Origin of the sequence: Gilliamella sp. Fer4-1 (assembly GCF_001690515.1) — a bacterium.
GTDB classification, from domain to species: Bacteria; Pseudomonadota; Gammaproteobacteria; order Enterobacterales; family Orbaceae; genus Gilliamella; species Gilliamella apicola_C.
Genome location: NZ_LZGZ01000195.1, coordinates 1 through 6,773 on the forward strand (window position 1 = coordinate 1; position 6,773 = coordinate 6,773).

At 38.6% G+C, this 6,773-nt stretch carries 3 protein-coding genes; all 3 read right to left on the minus strand.

Going from position 1 to position 6,773, the window contains the following annotated elements; all coding sequences use genetic code 11:
• Nucleotides 1–361: 361 nt before the first annotated feature.
• The 3 genes from A9G30_RS06635 to A9G30_RS06645 are packed head-to-tail and all read right to left on the minus strand — an operon-like array spanning nt 362 to nt 6,505.
• On the minus strand, nt 362–751 hold the full coding sequence (locus A9G30_RS06635) for a hypothetical protein (RefSeq protein WP_065588437.1): 390 nt from the start codon (nt 749–751) through the stop codon (nt 362–364).
• Between the two features lie 2 nt (nt 752–753).
• Entirely contained in the window at nt 754–5,769 is a 5,016-nt protein-coding gene (locus A9G30_RS06640; RefSeq protein WP_065588438.1) for an RHS repeat-associated core domain-containing protein, read from the minus strand.
• A 1-nt stretch (nt 5,770) separates the two neighbouring features.
• Nucleotides 5,771–6,505: a DUF4123 domain-containing protein gene (locus A9G30_RS06645; RefSeq protein WP_065588439.1), complete on the minus strand. Its 735-nt coding sequence runs from the start codon at nt 6,503–6,505 to the stop codon at nt 5,771–5,773.
• Between the last annotated feature and the right edge of the window lie 268 nt (nt 6,506–6,773).

A 6,773-nucleotide genomic window follows, 5' to 3' on the forward strand; every position in this document is an offset into this window, starting at 1 on the left:
AATATTATTATATTTTGTTTTTATCTTATTAATTTTTTATTCAAAAATTCTTTATCTAGTTTTGTATAACATGTTATATCGATTGCCATTATATTTATCTCACTTTATTCTAGTTATATTTCCTGATTTATTTATAACAATTATTTTATCTAACACCTTTTCCGCAATTAGGTTTCCAAAGCAGTCATATTCAAAGTGTTTATCACTAAAAAAGGTTAGGCGATTGCCAGTAGCGCCACAATACTGTATTTTTAAAGTCGCGTAAAAAAAGCAGAAAAGTAAATAAATCTTTTCTGCTCATCATGCTAGCGAGAATTCTACCCATTCTTATGGTAGAGATATAAGCTAGCGAATTAAACAATTAAAAATCGATAAAAGGGAATGTTTCTCTGAACAATTTTTCGACTTCCGGGTGTTTTTTTAAAGCTTCTAATGCTTGTTCTTCATTAAATGATACATCGTCTTGAGATAATTTTTCCCCTCTTTTGATCGCTATGCCATAAACCGCCCTATCTTGCTCTTTTGTGTGCTTCCAAGAAGGAAACAAACCTATCAATTTTCGTAAGTCAGTTACTTCTCCTTTAAAATCAATCAAATCAAAAATATAATCGGGTAAATCGCTTACTTCATTTTCACCAATGACTTTTTCTGCCCAACGATTGACCTCACCCATATTGATGGCACCACTTAATAAACAGTTATATACGAAATTAATACCGATAGCCTCACTATTTTTTTCTAACCTTAGCATATTTATTTCCCCTTAGATAATGCTTCGCCACCTATATGGCCTGTCTTTAAATGCTCGTCATCTGGAACCAGTTGCATTCTAGCGCGATGTTGATGATGATGCCAAATATAATCAGGTATTTTAGATTTACCGGCATTAATTGCTTTTAACTGCTCTGGTGTAAATATCCCAGGGTTTACTTCTCCCCGTTGGATAGCTCTTCGTAAATCTTCAGTTGCCATTTTCATTTGGCCTCGATAACTTTTATTGTAAAATTCAGCACTTGGTAACACGGTATCATATCGTGCAATATCATCAAAAATAGCTAATCCTCTATTGTCAAACACAATTCTGGATTTAGGATGTCGCTGACCTCTTAGTTTAACATTTTTATTATTTGGCAATGGAACGGTGTTAGAAACCACATTACCGAGGCCGTATAGTTCTTCTAACTGCTTGCGCACAAGGTGAGGATCATAAGGCGCATGGCTCCCTAAACCAGCAAGTAATCCAAGCGGATCAATCCAGATAATCGGATTAAAACAATATTGATAGCTATTTAATCCACCATAAAGTTTAGCCGGATCTTGGGTAATAAATCGACCCAAATTAGGAGCGTAATAGCGATTAAGATTATAATGTAAACCGGTTTCTTCATCATAATATTGCCCCTGAAATCTAAGTGGATTTATGGGTTTAATATTATTTTCAGCTTGTGGCCAATGTTCATGGATGATTTCGCCATAGGCGCTGTATTCGCATTCATAAACAGTTTCGCCAAGGCTGTCTGTAAGACGATGAGGCGTACCTAAGTAGTTATTTTGATACCAATAGGTTTTTAACTTTTCTGACTGTCCTGCTTTTCCAAGGATTTGGGCTAGTGGTCGATGGCTATCGGGTTCATAAATATAACTTCGCCAGAATTTATCGTTATCGGCACATTCTGCTATTAATTTATGGTCTTGCCAGATAAATTCGGTGGTTTTACCCTCCACTGTTTTGCTAGTACGACGGTTAAAAGCATCATAAGTATAAGTGATGATAAGCCCTGTCGGTTTAATCACTTTGATAAGTCGATGCCGGCAGTCGTATTCATAGTGGGTAACTAGACGGTGTTTTTTTCCGCTTTTTTCCGCAATCAGGTTTCCAAAGCGGTCATACTCAAAGTGTTTATCACCAAAAAACGTTAGGCGATTGCCTTTGGCAATATGGGTTTTGGAGTCACTCAGCAAGTTGCCCGTAGCATCATAGTGTAACATCGCTAAGGGCTGAGCGTGATGCGTTTGATGATGTTCAGGCTTACCCTCCGAAGTTAACTGACCTATGGCATCGTATTGATATTCTCTGGCTGCATTTCCTCGAATTTGGCTAAGTTGATTATCCGCCTGATAACCATAATCTTGTTGCCACAGAGGCGTTGGGCTACGCTGTGAATCAAAATCAAAACCATGAAAAATTTGATGGTGAGTTAATCGGCTTAAATTATCATAAGCATAACGGTTAACTAGACCATTACCCTGACGGCGTTCATACTCTCGCCCCTGCTTATCCCAACGAAAAGCGGCTAATGGCTGGTGGTCGAGTGTCATTCCCAGTAGCTGACCCTGATTGTAATGATATTCTAACCATTGCCCATCGGGCAGTTTTGTGCCATTGAGTAAGCCGGTGTTTTCATCGTAGCGATGACGGATAGTCGCCCAGTTTTGGTGCTCAGCCGTTAAACGACCAACTTTATTATATTCCCATCCTAAAACCGATTGCCCATCGAATATTTGTGTTAATAAGCCGTTCTGATTGTAACTATAGTGCTCTTTTATGCCATCAGCTAGCTCTTTTACGATGAGTTTTCCACGGCTATCACGTTGGTAGCGGGTAATGAGCGGTTTTTCATCATGTTGGTTACCATACTCGTGTTTTTCAATTAAATAGCCATTTAAATCGTAATGATAAGTGGTTTTTACCTCGTCAAAACCAATTTCTTCACTCAATTGCCCCGTTGGCGTGTAGCTGAAGCGGTAACGTTCCCCTTTCTGATTTTCAATTTCACTGATTTGTAGATGGATATTATCATAACGAAATTTCAGCCGTTCACCATCTGGCAGCCGCTTTTCGGTCATTAAATGTAATGGCGAAGCGTAGTCATATTCCGTGACTTTACCCGCTTCATCTTTAAACCAAGTCACTTTACCATAAGCGTTGTATTGATACTCACGGGTGGTGTTATTCGGGTAGGTGATTTTTGTGATTTGCCCTAAATCGTCATAAGTATAATAGGTCTTGCCCTGTTGTCCATCACTGACGACCGTGAGCCGAAGTAAAGCATCATAACTAAATTGAAAAAGACGCCCATCGGAAAAGCCTAGCTGTTGTAATTCACCGTTATCTCCCCACGTAAAATGTTGTTCGCTACCATCAGGGTATTGGGTCGATAAACGCTGTCCATCTTCATTATAACGATGACGAGTGAGTAAACCGTCGGGCGTTTCCAACTCAATAATGTCGTCGTGATGGTTATAACGTATTCGCCATATCAGCCCATTTTTTTCAATTCGAATAATTCGTCCACGTTGCCAAGTATAATCTTCATAACTGTTGTCTGGGTAAATAATGGTTTTTAACTCGGCATAAACCGTATATTCATAGTGGGTTTGATGCCCTAACGCATCAATCTCAACGGTTTTCAATCCCTCTTCATTATACTGATAGGTTTTGGTCGCCCCATTAGCATCGGTTTCTGACTGTAACAAACCGTCTTTATGGGTGTAACACTTTTGACTGCCATCAGCCATGGTGACAATCACGTTTTCATCTTGCCATGTGTAACGTTCATCTAATTGCCCAAAGTTACCCCATTGACGTAAACAACGAACATCTTGACCTTCACCCTCCCAGGCCCAGTTAAATTCAGCGCCTCCAGCCATTGTTCGCTTTTGAATAACATTTAAGGCGTCATATTCATACGTTTCAGTTTGACCCGCTGCGTTAGTTGCCCCAATAAGTTGATGATGGTCATTATAGTGATAGTGCATTAGAGGGTGCAGCGTTTGCCATTCTCCTTCCACTAAAATCTGTATAGTGACCGTATCAATCAGTATTGATTGCTTATCACGATAACCAAAAGCTAAACGTCGTGTTTTATCTTGCTGAGGTTGTAAGGCTATCAAGCGATGATGATTATCATAAACCACATTGAGTCGGTGACCATACTTATCTGTAATAGCGCTTAAATAGGCCGTTTGTTCAACTCGTTTGAAATGATATCGTACGCGGTTGTTACCTTTTTTATACAGGATGTATTCATCGGCGGTGTCGCTTAAATAAATGCTTGACTCGGCTACCGGATTAATGATGATGGGGTCTTTTGGGGTAGGTAGCGGAAACGTGGTTAATAAGTTTTCATCATCCAACCAGACAACTTCTTCACCCTCAAATAATAAGTAATGCGCCAGAGAGTGGCTCCATCCATAGCCTAATCCAATATTGTGCTCAACAGCGCTGCTTCGGTAACAACGTTGCCAAATAAAAGGCAATAAACCTTTAAATTCACCATCATCAAGGGTGAGTAACTCTTCACCCGTTACCATCGATATGGGTTCACCACTTTGAGCTGGATTGCGTGAGGTTCCTTTTTTATTACGACTTTTAGATAAGCTAGATTTTGCCTTTGCAATTTTTTTCTCGCCTATTTGTATCCATGGCTTCAAGCGTGTGGATAACTTAATATATTGGCTTGATGATTTGATATGCTTAACCACATTAATACCATTCCCGCCCAAGATAGCCCTATTAGGTTTGATTGCTTTCATACTTTGTTTTAAGCCATCGCTCATTTTGGTCATGGAGTTAATAAATCGGCCACCCCCATTTATCGCACTAACCGATTTGCTTACCCCTGCTGTGACCCCTTTAAATATCAACGCTTCAACAAGGAATTCAGCAACAAATTCCATTACTGATATCATTATGGCAGAGTACATTTCACCCGCAAATACCATTTGATAATGCGGTGGAAGCATCGCCATCCAGCTTTGCGCATAATACGCAGCAAGATAAAAACGGACTTCATCTTGTAATAAGGTCAGCGTTGGTTCGTCACTAACTACACGCTCTTTAAATAACTCATCAAGCCAACCACGAAAATCCCATTCTTCAAGCTTTTCTAGCGCTTTTTTGTATTTTTCTAATTTGCCATCAACGCCCGTTACTAGCCCAACATTCCACCATTGAGATAATAACTGATATTGTTCTGCAATCTCTAATGTAGAATAGGATTCCCATTCTGGCAATATCTCATTGGTCCAGTTATCTTGCAGCTGTTGATGTAACTCATCGATAATCATTTGATAAGCTTGTAACCAATTGTCGACATCGCCTTTTTCAACAGGCAATACCACAACATGGTATCTTGAATATTTGGCAAATTTTTCGTCTGACCAGTCTAGCTCTGCTTCACCGTTTTCATCTAGTGTAATGATATACTCTTGTTTTTCAGCTTCAGAAAGAGGAATATCTTCGTCTACTATGTACGGAATAGCATTTGTAGCACTAAAATACTGGGTAAGCGCTTTGGATTGATAAGGAATTAATTGAATTTTAACTTGACTTAAAATGACTTTTTCGTTGTTAAGCCCCTCCATATTATAACTGATTTTGACTTTCCCTTTATTCGCGCATTTGGCACAATAGGGTTTATTAATATTAACCTCTTGTGTTGAGCGTTGATAACTTAATAATTTTTCTTTAATATCAACATAAGGAATGACATTCGATGCGCCCCACCGCTTCATCCTTGCTTTATATTCATCTTGAGTTTCTTTTGAAAATGTAGATAAACAAGTTTTTAATTCAGTTAATAATGTATTGGCTCTTTTAATATAAAATTGTGGGTCTTCCTCTTTTTCGACAAGAAACTTAATAATTGTTGCACGGACAGATAGGTCCTGAACATTTATCGCTCCTTCAGAGCTTACAGATACTGGCGGGAGTACGCTGTTAACCTCTCGGGTAAATTTACCTATATTATTGTCATTATTGTCCATGTTAAGTTTCCTTTTTTTCTTTATCCAACTGCTGCAATATAAAATCAAAGACGTTTTGTTTTTTAGTTGATAACGATAAAAGATGAATGATTTTTGTTTCTAATACTTGATAAGGGAAAGCGGTATATATATCCAAATAATTTTCTTGTAATAATTGTAATATATGGTTGACTAAAAGCTTAGGTTGGGTGGCAGATAATTGTTCTAATAGATTTTCTGGCACCTGCCACCAAGGCGAAGTTTGTACCGCTTGCTCAACCGGTACATGCACCACATGTGATTGGTGATTAATCCAGTAAAAAGCAAAAGCAGGCAGCACGTCTTGCCAGCTATCGGTAAAATAATCGAGCATGATTGACAAATATTCGCCATCCCAATAGCGAAAAAACACCGTTTCACCATCGGGCATAATGGCTTGGGTTAAGCTCCGTAAATGAGCGCAGATGTCTGCAAAGGGTAAATGAGAGCGTGCCAGCCAGCCCCAGCCTTTGTGCTCAGTGTTATTAATCCAATCTAAAAAGGGACTATGCTCATCAAGTCTCACTAGCATAGGCATAACAGAAAACCAGTGCTCGTAAGGAGTGCCACTATAAAGACCATAGGGCGTTTGTGAACCATCAGTGATATAGTAGTTTTTAACCGCTTGCGCATCACTGACGTTAGAAAGTACGGCATACAAAGGCATGGCAGAGGTAGCGGTAATCGTGCGCCATTGAGACAGTGGCATAGCTAGCATAATCTGCTCCTTGCATTGCGCAATAAAACCAACAAAGCTAAAAACCCGTTTAACTTATAAAAGACAAGAAAGGGATATTGAATAAAGCGATTGATGATTAAAGCAATATGACTAACAGCAAGCTCCATGATATTTACCTAAATTCCTTTAGAAAGTATTAAAAAACCGAAAAATAAAGGTATTTTTTAGCTAAGATAAGATTATTTTTTATTCTATGTAACCTTTTTTTAGTCTATTTTTGTTATTTTTTTAACAATAAACCTAGATT